Here is a 15,535-nt window from a genome sequence, read left to right on the forward strand (position 1 = left end):
GCGCAAACCGACAATCACCGCACCTTCATCCCCTCAGGAGCGAATCGTGTTCGTGATCTTCGGTGCATCCGGCAACGTCGGCCAGTCGACCGTGACGGCCCTACGCAACGCCGGCCATCCCGTGCGCGCGGTATTGCGCGACGCACGCCATCGTGAACGTTTCGCGCAGCTCGGCTGCGACATCGTGATCGCCGAGCTGACGGACGCGAACGCGGTCGCAGCGGCAATCGACGGCGCGCGGGCCGTGCAGATCCTGTGCCCGGTGCCCGTGGCCGCCCCCGATCCGGCCGCGACGATGACACGGACGATGGACGTCGCGGCTGCCGCGCTCGCCGCCAACCCGCCGCCGGTGCTGCTCGCGCTGTCGGACTATGGTGCGGAGCGCGACGGCAATACGGGCATCACGCGGCTGTTTCATCACTTGGAAGAGCGGCTGAAGGCGATCCCGACGCACGTGACGCTGCTGCGTTCGGCCGAGCATTTGCAGAACTGGACGCGCATCCTGCCGGTCGCGCTCGGCACCGGCGTGCTGCCGAGCTTTCACCATCCGGTCGGCAAGGTGTTCCCGACGGTCTGGGCGCCCGACGTGGGCGTCGTCGCGGCGCGGTTGCTGCTCGATGCGCCGGAAGGCGGCAACGGTCCGCGTATCGTCAGTGTCGAAGGGCCGCGGCGGGTGAGCGTGACGGCGATCGCCGATACGCTTGGCGCGGCGGCCGGCCGGGCCATCGTCGCGCATGAACTGCCGCGCGAGACGTGGAATGCGACGCTGCTGCGCGCGGGCCTCAGCGAACGACATGCGCAGTTGATCGTCGATCTCTACGATGTGCACAACGCGGGGCAGATCGACGTCGAGGAGGGCGTGTCGGAGCGGCTTTACGGGACGACGACGCTGGCCGATGCACTCGCGCAACTGGTGCGCCAGCATGCGCGGTAACAGTGGCGGCGACCCGTGTTGCGCATCACGCCGATCGCCGCACCTTGTTCAGTACCGCATACGAAAGCGACCCGATCACGATCCCCCAGAACGCGGCGCCGAGCCCGAGCCACGTCATCCCGGACGCAGTCGCGAGGAACGTGATCAACGACGCCTCGCGGTGGTTCTCGTCCTCGAAGATCCCGTGCACGTTCGCGCCGATCGCGCCGATCAGCGCGAGCCCCGCGAGGATCGCGACGAACGCCTTCGGCAGCGCGAAAAACACCGTGACGATCGTGCCCGCGAAGAGCCCGCCGATCAGGTAGATCGCCCCGTTCGCGAGCCCGGCGATGTAGCGCCGGTCCGGGTCTTCGTGCGCGTCCTTGCCGGTGCAGAGCGCCGCCGTGATCGCCGCGACGACGATCGTGATCCCGCCGAAGCATGCAACCACGAGCGACATCACGCTGGTCGCGGTGATGATCGGCCGCGCGGGCGTGTGATAGCCGGACACGCGCAGGATCGTCATGCCCGGCAGGAACTGGCCGGTGAGGCTGACGACCACGAGCGGCAGCGCGAGGCTGAGCGTCGTGCCGAGCGTCCATTCGGGCGCGATGAAGATCGGGTGCGCGAGGCTCGCCGACACGTTGCCGAGATGCGTCATCCCGAGCAGCGTCGCGAGCGCGGCGCCCGTCAGCAGCACGAGCACGATGCTGTAACGCGGCAGCAGTCGCTTGAAGATCACGTAGGCGGCGATCATCCCGAACGCGAGCGCGGGTTGCTCCGACGCGGAGGCGAACGCATGGGTGCCGAACGGCAGCAGGATGCCGGCCATCATCCCGCACGCGATGCCGCGCGGAATGTGGCGCACGAGCCGGTCGAAATAGCCGGTCACGCCGATCAGCAGGATGATCAGCGCGGCCGTGATGTACGCGCCGACGGCCTGGTTGAGCGTCAGTTGCGGAAACAGGCCGACGAGCAGCGCGGTGCCGGGCGCCGACCACGCGGTGATGACCGGCACCTTCAGCTTCCAGCTCGCGAACAGGCCCGAAATGCCCGCGCCGATCGAGATCGCCCAGACCCACGACGACACCATCGCATTCGACGCATGGGCGGCCTGCGCGGCCTGGAAGAAGATCGCGAGCGGGCCCGCGTAGGAAATCAGTACCGCGAGAAAACCCGCGGTAATCGCGGAAACGGACCAGTCGTTGCCGATCGCGCGGATTGCGCCGGGCGGGGTGTTCGGTTGCATCGTCGTGGGGGCATGCGGCGCGCGGCCGGGAGCAGAGCCGGGGCGAATAATTGTTGGAAGCCCCGGACGAACCGCCATTCTGGGCATTGCCGACGCAATTGGCAATGCGCGGGCGGGAGCAGGAATGTTGGCTTTTCGTAAGGAATGCGCGTCGGGGCGGACGAATCGTCGGCTCCACCGCACGTCACGTGCTGATCTGCAGCACCTTGTCGACCACCGCCACCTTCACACCGCTGCCCGTCGACAACGACGCCGTGCCCTGATCGAACGGATGCACGGGCGTATCGGTCGGCGTCCACGCATGGCGCGCGAGCAGTTCGCGATACCCGCCGCGAATCACGAAGCCGCCGCATTTCCGCGCATACGCGTCGCGCCGCATCCGGTACGCACGCGGCAGGTCGTACCACGGCAGCTTCGGCAGGTCGTGATGGACGAGGTGATAGTTGTTGTTCAGGTACAGCAGTCGCATCGCGAAGCCGGCTTCATTGATCGCGATGCGCGCCTTCGGATGCGGCGCGGCACGGTGCTCGTACAGCGAGCGGATCATCGCGATCGACAGCGCGGGCCACGTGACCACGAGCAGGTAATACCACCACGGCACGCCGATCGCCCATTGCAGCCACGCGAGCAGCGCAACCACGCTGGCGATATGCATCGCCCACATCGGCAGATAGCGGAAGTCGCCGCGACGAAACGCGGCGAATGCATCGATGCACATCGCAAAGATGCTCAACGGCGGCCCGGCGATGAAGCGTCCGATGAAAGTCTTGCGGGCGACCGTCAGCACACGGCGCCAGCGCGGCAGCTGCGCCCAGCGTTCGCGTGTGACGTAGTTCGTTTCGGGATCGACGCCCGGTACGGTCAGGTCTTCGTCGCGGTGATGGTCGAGATGCGTGTCGCGATACAGCGTGTACGGATACCAGACCGTCAGCGGCGGATAACCGAGCAGCTTGTTCACGAGGGCGGAGCGTGTCGGGTGGCCGTGCAGCAGCTCGTGCTGCAGCGACAGGTGCCACGCGCCGAGCAGGATCAGCGGCAGCGTCGCGGCCGCGAGCGACAGCGTGCCGTCGCGCACGAGCAGCAGCACGGCGAGCCAGCCGCCGTAGATCGCGACGACCAGCAGCCAGGTCGGCCACTCGGTGCGGGCGGTGAAGCGGGTGTCGAGCGCGGCGATCGCACGCGCGTGGTCGACGTCGAAGTATTCGGCCATGGCGTTGAGGCGGATTGAACGGGCAGTGCGGGGAACGAGCGGTTGAACCGGTGCGCTCGGCCCGGGTGCGCAGGTGTCTCGCGGATCACGGTCGGCCTGTCCGTTATCACGTGCAATGGCGATGCTCGGGCAGGCATCAGGACGGTACCGGGATCGCACCGCGCGGCCAACCAATCGATTCGCATTTGCTTATCGCCGTGCGGCCGATAAGCTTCCGGCGCGCTGCGCGACGATCGGCCCCCGTTTTACCGTGATCGAACCGGGTTTCGCTGCGTGAGCGGCGGTGCGTAGAATGCCCGCATGAACCCATGGATCGCAGTACTGCCGATGTACAACGTGACGCCGCGCCACGATGCGCTGTGGCGCGCCCTGCTGCGCGACACGCTCGATGCGTTCGCGAACGCGGGCGGGCCTGCCGATGTCACGCTTCCCGACGAACCCTTCGCCGACCTGCACGCGCTGTGGCGGCGCGACGATCTGTTGCTGTCGCAGACCTGCGGCTACCCGTACCGGATGCTGGGCCTGCGCGATGTCGTGCGACTGATCGCAACCCCCGTGTTCGATGCGGATGGTTGCCACGGCGCGCACTACAGCAGTGTGCTGGTCGTGTCGGCACGCGCGCATGCGGGCGGCGCGACGACGCTCGCCGCATGCCGGGGGCTGCGGGCCGCATTCAACGGTAGCGATTCGCACAGCGGGATGAACGCGTTCCGGCATGCGGTGGCGCCGCATGCGCGCGACGGACGATTCTTCGGATCGGTTGCAGTGCTCGGCTCGCACCTGAACGTGCTGCGTGCGCTGGCTTCAGCGGAAGCCGATTGCGCGGCGATCGACTGCGTGACGTTCGCGTATGTGCGCGACGCGTTGCCCGATCTGCTCCAGGACATCCGGATCATCGGGATGACGGCCTCTGCGCCGGGATTACCGTTCATCGCGTCGCGAACACTCGAAGATACACAGGTCGCTGCTTTGCGAGATGCGCTCGACCGCGCGGTGGCGATCGATGTGGAGCGGGCGCGCGTGCTGCGGCTGAAAGGATTCGAACGGCTGTCGCCGGATGACTATGAGGCGATTGCGCGGTTCGAGCAGGAGGCTGCTGCGCACGAGTATCCGGCGCTCGCGTAGCAGGCAGGCGATACGGGCGGCTTGACGGAGCGGCGGCCGATTGCCGAAAGAGGGGCGACGACCGCAGGTTGCCCGGGGCGATGCAAGGTCAGGGACAGATTCAGGTTCGGCTCAGGCGCCACGGCGCGGCGTTGCCGCCGCGACGCCTCCACGTTACCGCTTATTCTTCGTCCATCAACCGGACCTTGACCCGCTTGCCCTTGATCTTCCCGGCATTGAGCTTGCGCAGCGCGTCGCGCGCCACCCCGCGCTCGAGCGCGACATAGGTCGAGAACTCGGTCACGTTGATCTTGCCGATCTGCTTGCCGTCGAACCCGGCGTCGCCGGTCAGCGCGCCGAGCACGTCGCCCGGGCGGATCTTGTCCTTGCGCCCGCCGAGGATCTGCAGCGTTTCCATCGGCGGCGTCAGCACGCCGTCGTCGGCCGGCGTCAGTTCCGCGAGCGGATGCCATTCGACGTCGCGCTTCTGCGCCTGCTCGATCGCACCGACGCGGCCCATCTCGTCCATGCTCGCGAGGCTCAGCGCCCAGCCGTCCTGATCCGCGCGGCCCGTGCGGCCGATGCGGTGCACGTGCACTTCGGGGTCGGGCGTCACGTCGACGTTGATCACCGCCTCGAGCTGCGCGATGTCGAGCCCGCGCGCGGCGACGTCGGTGGCCACCAGCACCGAGCAGCTGCGGTTCGCGAACTGGATCAGCACCTGGTCGCGTTCGCGCTGGTCGAGCTCGCCGTGCAGCGCGAGCGCGTGGAAGCCCTGCGCGTGCAGCACGTCGAGCAGGTCGCGGCACTGCTGCTTCGTGTTGCAGAACGCGATCGTGCTCACCGGCCGGTAGTGGTTCAGCAACTGACCCACCGCATGCAGCCGCTCGTCTTCCGTCACTTCGTAGAAGCGCTGGCGGATCTTGCTGTTGTCGTGGCGCTCTTCGAGCTTGATTTCCTTCGGGTTGCGCAGGAACTGCTGGCTCAGCTTCGCGATGCCGTCCGGATAGGTCGCGGAGAACAGCAGCGTCTGGCGCGTGGTCGGGCACATCCGGGCGACCTTCGCGATGTCGTCGAAGAAGCCCATGTCGAGCATCCGGTCGGCTTCGTCGAGCACCAGCGTGTTCAGCGCGTCGAGCTTCAGGTTGCCGCGATCGAGGTGATCCATGATGCGGCCCGGCGTGCCGACGACGATGTGCGCGCCGTGCTCGAGGCTCTGCGCCTGCGGGCGCATCGGCGTGCCGCCGCACAGCGTCAGCACCTTCACGTTCTCTTCGGCGCGCGCGAGGCGGCGCACTTCCTGCGCGACCTGGTCGGCGAGCTCCCGCGTCGGGCACAGGATCATCGCCTGCACGTCGAAGCGGCGCGCATCGAGGCGCGCCAGCAGCGCGAGCGAGAACGCGGCGGTCTTGCCGCTGCCCGTCTTCGCCTGCGCGATCAGGTCCTGGCCGGCCAGCGCGACCGGCAGGCTCGCGGCCTGGATCGGCGTCATGTCGACATAGCCGAGCTGCGCGAGGTTGGCGAGCGTGGCGGGCGTCAACGACAGCGCGCTGAACGGCGTGGCGGTCGGCTGGGTCATTCCAGGTCTCCGAGGTAGGGGCGGCCTTCCATCTGCTCGTAGACGACCTTGCCTTCGTCGTCCTCGAAGCGTTCGAGGTAGTTGCGCGCGCCGCACAGCGGGCAGCGGAACAGCAGCCCCTGGCCTTCGTCCTTGATGACGACGTCGGACTGCTCCCACGGCGTGCCGCAGCTCTGGTTTCGGCAGGTAAACACGGTCTTTCTCCAGCTGAATTCGGTTGATGGCGCGCCCGGGCGGGCGCGGCAACGGCGGGCGGCGCTCGCGCGGCTTGGGCGCGGGCCGCACCGGGCGTCGCTTGGATTGCGTCGATGCGGATGATGGATCGGGCGGCGACAGGGTCGCGCGTGCCGCAATTCTAGCGGAAGCGGGCGGCCGGCCGGGCGGTTTCGCCCGCGACCCGCCAAGAAAAACGGCCGCCCCGGAGGGCGGCCGTGTCAGGCGGCGCAATGGCGTCGCGCGGCGCTCGGCGCGTTACAGCGCCATGTCGGTCGCCGCCTTCGCCGGGCGGGCCGGCGCGGTGCCGGTGGCCTGCGACGGCGTGCTGAGGTCGATCTTCGGCGGCGGCGACAGCTGCAGCACGTCGCTGGTGGTCGTCCATTCCTCGACGACCTTCGCCGGGCTGTCGTTCAGCTTCGTGCCGTAGCTCGGCACGATCTGGCGGATCTTCTGCTGCCACTCGGGCGTCGCGACCTTGTCCTTGAACACCTTCTTCATCAGGTTCAGCATGATCGGCGCGGCCGTCGACGCGCCCGGCGATGCGCCGAGCAGGCCCGCGATGCTGCCGTCCTGCGACGCGACGATCTCGGTGCCGAGCTTCAGTACGCCACCCTTGACCGGGTCGCGCTTGATGATCTGCACGCGCTGGCCGGCTTGCCACAGGCGCCAGTCTTCCTTCTTCGCGTTCGGGAAGTATTCCTTCAGCGCGTTGAAGCGGTCGTCGTCGGACAGCATCAGCTGGCCGGCGAGGTACTGGACCAGCGGGAATTCGTCCACGCCCACGCGCATCATCGGTGCGACGTTGTGCAGGTTGGTGCTCTTCGCGAGGTCGAAGTACGAACCGTTCTTCAGGAACTTGGTCGAGAACGTCGCGAACGGCCCGAACAGGATGATCTTCTTGCCGTCGATGATGCGCGTGTCGAGGTGCGGCACCGACATCGGCGGCGAGCCGACCGACGCCTTGCCGTACGCCTTCGCCAAGTGCTGCTTCACGACTTCGGGGTTGTCCGTCACGAGGAACGAGCCGCCGACCGGGAACGCGCCGTAGTCCTTCGCCTCGGGGATGCCCGATGCCTGCAGCAGGTGCAGCGCACCGCCGCCCGCGCCGATGAACACGAACTTCGCGTCGACCGACTGCGCCGGTTCATCCGAGTGCAGCTTGACCCAGCTCACGTGCCACGTGCCGTCGGCATTACGCGAGATCTCGCGCACTTCGCTCGACAGCGACAGCGTGAAGTTCGGCTGCGTCTTCAGGTAGCCGACGAACTGGCGCGTGATCTCGCCGAAGTTCACGTCGGTGCCGATCGGCGTCCACGTCGCCGCGACCTTCTGGTTGCGGTCGCGGCCTTCCATCATCAGCGGCACCCACTGCTTGATCTGGTCGTAGTCTTCCGAATACTGCATGCCGCGGAACAGCGGGCTCGCCTGCAGCGCTTCGTAGCGCTTCTTCAGGAAGCGGACGTTGTCGTCGCCCCACACGAAGCTCATGTGCGGCGTCGAGTTGATGAACGAGTGCGGGTTCTTCAGCACGCCCTGCTTGACCTGCCACGCCCAGAACTGGCGCGAGATCTGGAACGACTCGTTGATCTCGATCGCCTTCGAGATGTCGATCTTGCCGTCCGCCTTCTCCGGCGTGTAGTTCAGCTCGGCGAGCGCCGAGTGGCCGGTGCCGGCGTTGTTCCAGCCGTTCGAGCTTTCCAGTGCGACGCCGTCGAGGCGCTCGACCATCGTCATCGACCAGTCAGGTTGAAGCTCGTGCAGCCAGACGCCGAGCGTCGAGCTCATGATGCCGCCGCCCACCAGCAGGACGTCGACCTTCTTCGTGTCGGCGGCATGCGCGGACGATGTCGCGACGCACAGCGCGAGCGCCGACAGTATTACCCGTAACGTTTTGATCACAGCAGATCCCTTTTTCAACTTGAATGCATCGGTTTGCCAAGCCGCCCGGCGCGGGTATCGATCGCGGTGAAACACGGATCCGGAGATCCGGACACGCGAATCCGGAATTCCGGATCGACGCCGCACGCCGTTGCATTTGCGCACGCGAAGCCGTCGGGAAGGACACCTTCGGATCGGCTGCCTGCGGGCAGGCAAGCGCCTGCGTCACAGTGGCGCACAACGCGCCCGGGCCCTTGCGGCAAGCCCGAGCGGAAGATGCTTCAGGCTGCGTGGCAAGAGGCCGCACGCGACGCGTTTTGCGGAGGCGGGGTGGCAAGGGGCGCGTAATGTAACCGAACTCGTTTGCTGTGTCACAAACGAAAAATCCCGTTGTTTTTGTGGGGTTTTTTGTGTGTCCGGGTTTCCGGAATGACGGTCGCGGGAAGCGGGAAAGCTGGGGATGACTGCGCGGGATCGGGGGTGTCGGGCGCGGCGTTGCACCGCGTCCCGATCACGTCATGCCATGTTGCGTCACTTCGCGAAGTTGTTCCGGCAGAACTGCTCGTACGCCAGCGCCGAATTCGCGAAGCCCTTCTGCTTCGCGAGTTCCCACGGGCGCTCGCATTGCTGCGTTTGTTCGCACCACGAATAGCCGGTCGACGGGATGCAGCCGTGCGGATCGCGATCGCTGCCGGGCATCGGCGGCGCGGGCGGCGCGGCAGCCTCGGGCGGGGCCGACGCGGCGGCCGGCACGGTGGATTGCGCCGCACAGGCGCTCAACGCGAGCGCGCAGGCCATGGCGGCGGCCAGCGAAGCAGACGGAAGAAGACGTTTCATCAGGTAGCGCTCCATGGGATGACGATCGACAACGGATGCCCGGGTACGGGCGCGGAACGGCATGAACGGTCAGTCGCCCGGCACCGGCACGCGCGACGAGAACTTCACTTCACGCAACGCAAGGCTCGACTGGATCGACGACACCCCCGCCTGCTTGCGCAGCACATGCTCGACGAATTCCGCGTACGCGTCGAGATCGGCCGCGACGACCTGCAGGATGTAGTCGGCCGCGCCGGTGATCTTGTGGCAGGACGTCACTTCGTCGTGACGCCGCATCACGTCCTCGAAGTGATCCGAATCCTGGCCGGAATGCATGTTGAACGTCACCTGCACGAACGCGAACACGTTCATGCCGAGCGCGCGCCGGTCGAGGTTCGCCTGGTAGCCGGTGATCACGCCTTCGTCCTCGAGCCGCTTGCGGCGCCGCCAGCACGGCGTGACGCTCAGCGACAGCTTCTCGCCGAGCGTCGCGTTCGACAGCGCGCCGTCGTCCTGCAGCAGGCGCAGCATGGCGCGGTCGACGCCATCCAGTTCGGCCGAAGCGCGATTTTTGCTCATTTCCGGGAATCCGTAGGCGGTTTTCTCAAAATTGTACGAAAGGGGCGGGTCGAAAGCAAAGCTATTGCCGGTGGCCGTCAATAAACTGTTGCCACCCTCACTGCAATGGTCAACCATGCTCACGATCTACAGCAGCGATCACCACCTGCATCGCGGCGTCGAACTGAAGGACGGCGCGATCACCGATTCGTTCGAAAACCCCCTTCGCGCCGAAACGGTGCTTGCGCAGGTGCGCGCCGCCGGCCTCGGCGACGTGATCGCGCCGAAGCCGTTCGACCGCGCCCACTACGCGGCCGCGCACAGCGCGCGCTACGTCGATTTCCTCGCTGGCGCATGGGACGAGTGGGCCGCGACGGGCCGCACCTGCCAGGCGCTGCCGCTCGTGTGGCCGGTGCGCGCGATGCCGGCGGCCTCGACACCGCCCGCGTTCATCGACGGCAAGCTCGGCTTCTACGCGATGGACGCGGGTGCGCCGATCAACGCCGGCACGTGGGATGCCGTGAGCGCGAGCGCGAACTCGGCGCTCACCGGCGCCGACCTGCTGTCGAGCGGCGCGGCGCGCGCGGCGTTCGCGCTGTGCCGCCCGCCCGGCCATCACGCGGGCCGCGAGTACATGGGCGGTTATTGCTACCTGAACAACGCGGCGATCGCGACGCAGCACTGTGTCGCACAGGGCGCCGCGCGCGTCGCGGTGCTCGACGTCGATTTCCATCACGGCAACGGCACGCAGGACATCTTCTACGACCGCGCGGATGTGCTGTTCGCGTCGATCCACGGCGAGCCGCCCGTGTCGTACCCGTACTTCTCCGGCTACGCGGACGAGCGCGGCATCGGCGCGGGCGAAGGGTTCAACCTGAACCTGCCGCTGCCGAAGGGCACGTTGTGGGACACCTACTCGGCGGCGCTCGACCACGCGGCCGCCGCGATCGCCGCGCATGCGCCCGACGCGCTCGTCGTGTCGCTCGGCGTCGATACCTTCGAGCACGACCCGATCAGCCATTTCCGGCTGCGTTCGCCCGACTACCTGCGCATCGGCGCGGCGCTCGCGCGCCTGAACGTGCCGACGCTGTTCGTGATGGAAGGCGGCTACATGGTCGACGAGATCGGCGTCAATGCGGTCAACGTGCTGCTGGGATTCGAAGGGCGCGCGTAACGCGGCGCCGCAGCCGTGCCGCCGACAGGGATGGGGCCCGCAGTGCGGGACGCGCTGCATCACTGACCGAAACCGATTCGTCATCCGAACCACAACACGTCCCGCATCGAACGGGGCCCACAAGACTGACCAGGAGACAGATATGCTTCGACATTCCATGACGACATTCGCGGCAGCGGCGGCGCTCACGTGCGCGCTGTCCGCACATGCGGACGAAATCGTGCGCATCGGCCACGTCGCACCGCTGACCGGCGCGATCGCGCACCTCGGCAAGGACAGCGAGAACGGCGCGCGCCTCGCGGTCGAGGAAATCAATGCGAAGGGCCTGACGATCGGCGGCAAGCAGGTCACGCTGCAACTCGACGCGCAGGACGACGCGGGCGATCCGCGCACCGCGACGCAGGTCGCGCAGCGGCTCGTCGACGACAAGGTCATCGGCGTCGTCGGCCATCACAACTCGGGCACGTCGATTCCGGCATCGCGCGTCTATCGCGACGGCGGCGTCGTGCAGATCTCGCAGGCCGCGACCAATCCGACCTACACGCAGCAGGGCTTCAAGACGACCTATCGCGTGGTGGCGACCGACGCGCAGCAGGGGCCGGCGCTCGCGATGTATGCGGCGAAGAACCTGGGCATCAAGACGGTGGCCGTGGTCGACGATTCAACCGCGTACGGCCAGGGCCTCGCGACCGAGTTCGAGAAGGCCGCGAAGGCCGCCGGGATGAAGGTCGTGTCGCGCGACGCGACCAACGACAAGGCGATCGACTTCCGCGCGATCCTCACGAAGATCAAGGGCGCGAACCCCGACGCGATCATGTACGGCGGCATGGATGCGACGGGCGGGCCGCTCGCGAAGCAGGCGCGCCAGCTCGGCATGCGCGCGAAGCTCCTCGCCGGCGACGGCGTGTGCTCGACCGACCTGCCGAAGCTCGCGGGCCCCGCGTCCGACAACGTCGTGTGCTCCGAGGCCGGTATCGCGCTCGAGAAGATGCCGGGCGGCGCGGCGTTCGCGAAGCGCTACGAAGCGCGTTACCACCAGCCGATGCAGGTGTATGCGCCGTTCTCGTACGACGCCGTGTACATCATCGTCGACGCGATGAAGCGCGCGAACTCGACCGATCCGGCGAAGGTGCTGGCCGCGATGCCGGCGACCGACTACAAGGGCGTGATCGGCGAGACGAGTTTCACGCCGCAGGGCGACCTGAAGCACGGCGCGATCTCGGTGTTCACGTACAGGAGCGGCAAGAAGGCGCTGCTCGATATCGTGAAGATGTGATGGGGCGGTGACGTTGCGTTGACGTCGCGAAGGCCGCGAAGCAGGCGGTGCTTCGCGGCCTTCGCCGTTTACAGCGCGTGCGTTTGCGCGCGGTCGGTGCGACGCTCCGCGTCATGCACGATGTGCAGCTCGCGCGTGCGGATCGGCAGCGCGCAGTTCGCGTCCGCGAGTGCCTTGCGAGCCTGCCGCGCCAGACGCCAGCGCATGTCCCAGAACTTGTCGGTGTGCGTCCACACGCGAACGTTCGCGATCGCGGTGCTGTCGTCGAAGCGCATCACCATCACGTTCGGCTCGGGATCCTGTAGCACGTCGGGGTCGGCGAGCGCCAGCTTGCGCAGCGCGTCGAGCGCGCGATCGATATCGTCATGCACCGACACTTCCACTTCGAGATCGAGACGGCGCGTCGGGTTGCGCGTGTAGTTGCGGATCGAACTGCCCCACAGCGCGCTGTTCGGCACGTATTCGCAGATGCCGTCCGGCTTCGTCAGCCGCGTCATGAAGAGCCCGACCTCGTCGACGGTGCCCGCGACGCCCGTGCCGCCGTCGATATAGTCGCCCACCTTGAACGGCCGCAGCAGCAGAAGCATGATGCCGGCCGCGATGTTCTGCATCGTGCCCTGCAGCGCGAGCCCGATAGCGAGGCCGGCCGCGCCGAGCACCGCCACGATGCTCGCGGTTTCGATGCCGAGCTGCGACAGTGCGCCGACGATCGCGACGATGCGGATGCCCCACACGGCGACGTCGCAGAGGATCGGCCGCAGCGTGTCGTCGACGCGCTCCTTGTTCGAGAGCAGGCGATTCAGCCAGTTGCCGATGCGTTTCGACAGCCACCAGCCGGCGACGAGCAGCGCCAGGCCGGCGCACAACTTGAGGGAGAGGGTGGACAGCGCGTTCCACAGGAACGTCCAGCGTTCCGGATGTAGTTGATCGAGAAACATTAACGGGTTTCCGGGTTGAAGAAACATGCGTGACGCGTGGCGTGCCCGCCGTGGTCGGGCAGGCTTGCGCTCACGCGCCGGGCAGCGTTCGACTGTACGCGGCACACAATGGTTCGCCCGAACGGGTGGGGTCGAATGCCGCATGACCGTGCCGCCGGGCCGCGAAATCGCGGTTTCGTTTTTGTACTAAGCGGCTTTTCCATCAAATGAGACTAGTCCTATTCAGCAGCGTCGAGCGCGCCGCTACACTCGTTTTCACGTTGCCGGGTCGCGACGATCGTTCCTCCGCGATACCCGGTTCTTTCCCGATTTTTTACTGACAGACAGCGAGTGACGACGTCATGCGGTTAGACCTGCGTTTCCGTCTCGCACGCGAACAAGGTCAACCCGCACGGCGCGGCGTTCAGGGTTTCCCGATGCGCCGCGCGTTGCTGCGCGGTGTCATCGCGGCGGCCTGTGTGGCCGGCGCACCGGGTGCGGTGGCAGATGCGTCGCACGACGCCGCGCCGTTCTCGCCCGTGACGGCCGACCTTGTCGACGTGCCTTTTTTCAATGCCGCGCGCACGACATGGGGCGGCTTGCACGCATCGACGGCCGCGCCGCTCGACGTTGCCTACACGTCGCATGCGTTGGCCGCGCCGACGGCCGGCGAACGCGACGACCCCGTGGCGCGCTTCGGTGCCTGCGTGGCTTACCGCGTGCTGTGCGACGCGGCGCGCGGGGCGGTCGAACGCGCGTACGCGTCGAGGTTCGATTACGGTCTTGCGTCGGCGTTGCCCGCGACGGGCGAGCCCGCCGCGTTCGAACGGCGTCCCGTCGATCTTGCCGCCGCCGAGCCGTTCATGTTCGCGCAAGCCGAGCGCGGCGCGCGGGCCGGCGCGATCGTCGGCAGCCTGCAGGCGTCGCTGGCGCGCGCGGATCTGCCGGCCGGCGTTGCCGCGCAGATCACCCGCATGCTCGCCGGTCGCATCGACCTGAAACAGCACGGTGCGCTTGGCGACACGTTCCGCGTCGCCTACGAACCGGACAGCGAGGGCAAACTGCCGGGCGGCGTGCGCGTGACGGCGCTCGAGCTTCGCTTGCACGGCCAGCACGTCGCGGCCGTGTGGTTTGCGCCCGATGCCGGCTCGCCGGGCGCCTATTACGACCTCGACGGCATGCCCGTCGCCGGCGCGCGGTTTGCGATGCCGGTCAGCGCAAACCGGATCAGCTCGCATTTCGGGACGCGCGTGCATCCGGTCACCGGCGCACGTCACGTGCATTCCGGCGTCGATCTCGCGGCGCCGGCCGGGCGCGCGGTTCATGCGTCGGAGCGCGGCGTCGTCTCGTTCATCGGCACCGAGCCGCGCGGCTACGGCAAGTACGTGGTGATTCGTCATGACGGCGGTTACGCGTCGTACTACGCGCACCTGTCGGCATTCGAGCCGGCACTGCGAACCGGCATGCGGGTTGCGCGCGGCCAGCGTGTCGGCGCGGTCGGCAGCACGGGTACGGCCACGGGGCCGCATCTGCACTTCGAGGTCCGGCGGCATGCCCGTCTCGTCGACCCGGTCGCGCTGGTGCAGGCGGGCACGGCAGCGAAGCTGAAGGGCGAACGGCGCGTCGCGTTCAATCGCGTGGTAGTCGATGCACGCACGCGGCTGGCGTCGGCTGGGTGGTCGCAGCCGGTGGCGATGGCGGAGCCTGCCGGATCGCGGGCCGGTTGATGGTTGGCGCGGTGCCGCCGGCCGCGACGAGCCACGCCGCGGCCGATCAAGGCAAATCGCCTACGCAGCCGGCTCGACAGGCAGCCAGATTTCCAGCACGCCGGCGCCCGTCACCGGATCGTAGTCCGCGCTGTAGCGCTCGAACTCGGGCGCGTCGACCGCCTTGAATCCCGACGTCGGCAGCCAGCCGTTCCAGATGCTGTAGAACGTCTGGTGCAGCGTGGAGATATGCCCGACGTGTTCGAAGACCGCATACCGCTGCGGTTCGAGTGCGATCCAGCGAAAGGGTGCGGGCAACCGGTCGCGGCTCGTCACTTCCACGCCCGCGATGTATTCGAAGCTGCCATCCGCATCGGGGTTGCAGCATACGCCGTAGGTCACATCGTCGACCTGGCCGGGTAGGGTACCGATGTATGGGATGAACGCTTGCCACAGCGCCGGAATGCCTTCGTTGGTTTCGAAGGTGTACCGGTCGCTCATGCCGGCGATCAGCCGCTTGCCGGTGGTTTCGAAGCGTGACGGTACGACGTCGATGATCTTCAGTTCTTTCATGCGAAGCGGCTCCACAAGAGACAACCCGTCAAGCGTGCGCCGAGCCCGCACGTCTTCGGGCGTGATGCCGAAGCAATCGCGGAACGCGCGCGTGAACGCCTCATGGGAGCCATAACCGGCATCGAGCGCCACCTGCAGGATGTCCGGCGCGCCTTGGGCCAGTGCGCGTGCCGCACGCGTCAGTCGCCTCGACCGCACATAGCGCATCACCGGCCAGCCGGTGTTCATCGAGAACAGGCGCGAGAAGCCGAAGCGCGTCATGTCGCAATTGGCGGAAATCCTGTCGAGCGTCAGTTCGTGGTCCAGTTTGGTTTCGATAAACCAGAGTGCTTGTCCTACCGGATTCATGGTTTTCCAATGAGCGTG

At 67.3% G+C, this 15,535-nt stretch carries 14 protein-coding genes; 5 read left to right on the top strand and 9 right to left on the bottom strand.

Features of this window, described 5'->3' with window-relative positions; all coding sequences use genetic code 11:
* Window positions 1-46 precede the first annotated feature (46 nt).
* On the top strand, window positions 47-934 hold the full coding sequence (locus tag LGM89_RS35105; protein WP_226275537.1) for an NAD(P)H-binding protein: 888 nt from the start codon (window positions 47-49) through the stop codon (window positions 932-934).
* A 25-nt stretch (window positions 935-959) separates the two neighbouring features.
* On the opposite strand, the gene LGM89_RS35110 is transcribed toward LGM89_RS35105, so the two are convergent.
* On the bottom strand, window positions 960-2,162 hold the full coding sequence (locus LGM89_RS35110; RefSeq protein WP_226275539.1) for a benzoate/H(+) symporter BenE family transporter: 1,203 nt from the start codon (window positions 2,160-2,162) through the stop codon (window positions 960-962).
* Between the two features lie 184 nt (window positions 2,163-2,346).
* The gene (locus LGM89_RS35115; protein WP_226275541.1) at window positions 2,347-3,372 is read right to left on the bottom strand and encodes a fatty acid desaturase; all 1,026 of its coding nucleotides are present in this window, start codon (window positions 3,370-3,372) and stop codon (window positions 2,347-2,349) included.
* A 300-nt stretch (window positions 3,373-3,672) separates the two neighbouring features.
* On the opposite strand from LGM89_RS35115, the gene LGM89_RS35120 reads away from it, so the two are divergent.
* A complete protein-coding gene (locus LGM89_RS35120; RefSeq protein ID WP_226275542.1) occupies window positions 3,673-4,497 on the top strand; it encodes a phosphate/phosphite/phosphonate ABC transporter substrate-binding protein in 825 nt (274 codons plus the stop codon).
* 160 nt (window positions 4,498-4,657) lie between these two features.
* Here the strand turns inward: LGM89_RS35120 and dbpA are convergent, their stop codons facing one another.
* From dbpA to LGM89_RS35145, 5 genes are all read right to left on the bottom strand, one after another.
* Entirely contained in the window at window positions 4,658-6,055 is a 1,398-nt protein-coding gene (dbpA, locus tag LGM89_RS35125) for an ATP-dependent RNA helicase DbpA (RefSeq protein ID WP_039344267.1), read from the bottom strand.
* The gene (locus LGM89_RS35130; protein WP_011356541.1) at window positions 6,052-6,249 is read right to left on the bottom strand and encodes a hypothetical protein; all 198 of its coding nucleotides are present in this window, start codon (window positions 6,247-6,249) and stop codon (window positions 6,052-6,054) included. Before LGM89_RS35130 ends, dbpA begins: the two co-directional genes overlap by 4 nt.
* A gap of 277 nt (window positions 6,250-6,526) precedes the next feature.
* Window positions 6,527-8,170, bottom strand: coding sequence for a malate dehydrogenase (quinone) (gene mqo / locus LGM89_RS35135; RefSeq protein ID WP_413227495.1), 1,644 nt, complete (start codon window positions 8,168-8,170; stop codon window positions 6,527-6,529).
* A gap of 510 nt (window positions 8,171-8,680) precedes the next feature.
* The gene (locus tag LGM89_RS35140; RefSeq protein WP_226275546.1) at window positions 8,681-8,986 is read right to left on the bottom strand and encodes a hypothetical protein; all 306 of its coding nucleotides are present in this window, start codon (window positions 8,984-8,986) and stop codon (window positions 8,681-8,683) included.
* Between the two features lie 69 nt (window positions 8,987-9,055).
* Complete coding sequence (locus LGM89_RS35145; protein WP_089428572.1) at window positions 9,056-9,544, bottom strand: Lrp/AsnC family transcriptional regulator; 489 nt, start codon at window positions 9,542-9,544, stop codon at window positions 9,056-9,058.
* A 115-nt stretch (window positions 9,545-9,659) separates the two neighbouring features.
* On the opposite strand from LGM89_RS35145, the gene LGM89_RS35150 reads away from it, so the two are divergent.
* Both LGM89_RS35150 and LGM89_RS35155 read left to right on the top strand, forming a co-directional pair.
* Window positions 9,660-10,697 (top strand): histone deacetylase family protein, encoded by a 1,038-nt coding sequence (locus LGM89_RS35150; protein ID WP_226275548.1) that lies wholly within the window; start codon window positions 9,660-9,662, stop codon window positions 10,695-10,697.
* A 142-nt stretch (window positions 10,698-10,839) separates the two neighbouring features.
* Window positions 10,840-11,973 (top strand): branched-chain amino acid ABC transporter substrate-binding protein, encoded by a 1,134-nt coding sequence (locus tag LGM89_RS35155; protein WP_089497958.1) that lies wholly within the window; start codon window positions 10,840-10,842, stop codon window positions 11,971-11,973.
* A 68-nt stretch (window positions 11,974-12,041) separates the two neighbouring features.
* Here the strand turns inward: LGM89_RS35155 and LGM89_RS35160 are convergent, their stop codons facing one another.
* A complete protein-coding gene (locus LGM89_RS35160; RefSeq protein WP_089497957.1) occupies window positions 12,042-12,911 on the bottom strand; it encodes a mechanosensitive ion channel family protein in 870 nt (289 codons plus the stop codon).
* A gap of 341 nt (window positions 12,912-13,252) precedes the next feature.
* Here LGM89_RS35160 and LGM89_RS35165 point away from each other — a divergent pair, with 341 nt between their 5' ends.
* Entirely contained in the window at window positions 13,253-14,617 is a 1,365-nt protein-coding gene (locus tag LGM89_RS35165) for a M23 family metallopeptidase (protein ID WP_226275550.1), read from the top strand.
* 60 nt (window positions 14,618-14,677) lie between these two features.
* Here LGM89_RS35165 and LGM89_RS35170 read toward each other — a convergent pair whose 3' ends face one another.
* Window positions 14,678-15,517 carry an AraC family transcriptional regulator gene (locus LGM89_RS35170; RefSeq protein ID WP_089497955.1) on the bottom strand — a complete coding sequence of 280 codons (840 nt, stop codon included), beginning with the start codon at window positions 15,515-15,517 and terminating at the stop codon, window positions 14,678-14,680.
* Between the last annotated feature and the right edge of the window lie 18 nt (window positions 15,518-15,535).

The sequence above is a fragment of the Burkholderia sp. AU31624 genome (genome assembly GCF_020420065.1).
In the GTDB taxonomy this organism is placed as follows: Bacteria; Pseudomonadota; Gammaproteobacteria; order Burkholderiales; family Burkholderiaceae; genus Burkholderia.